Annotated in this window: 1 protein-coding gene; it reads right to left on the bottom strand. The window is 56.9% G+C overall.

What is annotated here, in order from left to right:
* Window positions 1-114: 114 nt before the first annotated feature.
* Window positions 115-596: IS91 family transposase (locus tag Q4Q11_RS32015; protein WP_498572004.1), on the bottom strand; the 482-nt coding region annotated here is incomplete at its 5' end.

The following is a 596-nucleotide window of genomic DNA, read 5'->3' as shown; positions in this document are numbered from 1 at the left end:
GCTGCAATATTGGAAGGGATCCGCAGACTTTTGAGCTGGCTGAGGTCGAGCGATATCGTTCGCCGACGACGTGCTGAACGAGTGGGAATATTCTGAGGGGCAGATTGTCGGGCATCATGATGTATCGCACCGAAAGGATGATGGTCGAGGCGGTGCTACAGGGGTGATGGTGATGTTAGTTCGGCGCATGGGGCGCCGGCAGTCGGGGCATTCTTGGGAATGGGCCTGCTGCGATTTGGCCGAATTGGGTTGCCCGCTTGTTGGTGAAGGTTGGCCGAGGAGGCTTCTGCAGAGACTGATACGATCCCGCCGATGACAATTGGCGAGAAAGCCGAAATGGCGCATGCGGTGGAAGCTGTCTGGAAGCACATGAAGGAGAAAGCGCCGGATAAATTCGTGGGGATGAAGACGCATGATCTTCTCGCGATCGCGGCCGTTGCCACGATAGTCTTTCCACTGGAAGGCGACATGGTCGCCATCGGCATGAACGATGCGGCTGTTTGCGATTGCGACACGATGGGTGTAACGGCCGAGATAGGCGAGCACCTGATCTGGACCGCCGAATGGCGGCTTCGAATAGACAACCCATTCAATGC

Source organism: Rhizobium sp. UFLA01-1127, assembly GCF_059803845.1.
This window is presented reverse-complemented; position numbering and strand designations above follow the sequence as displayed.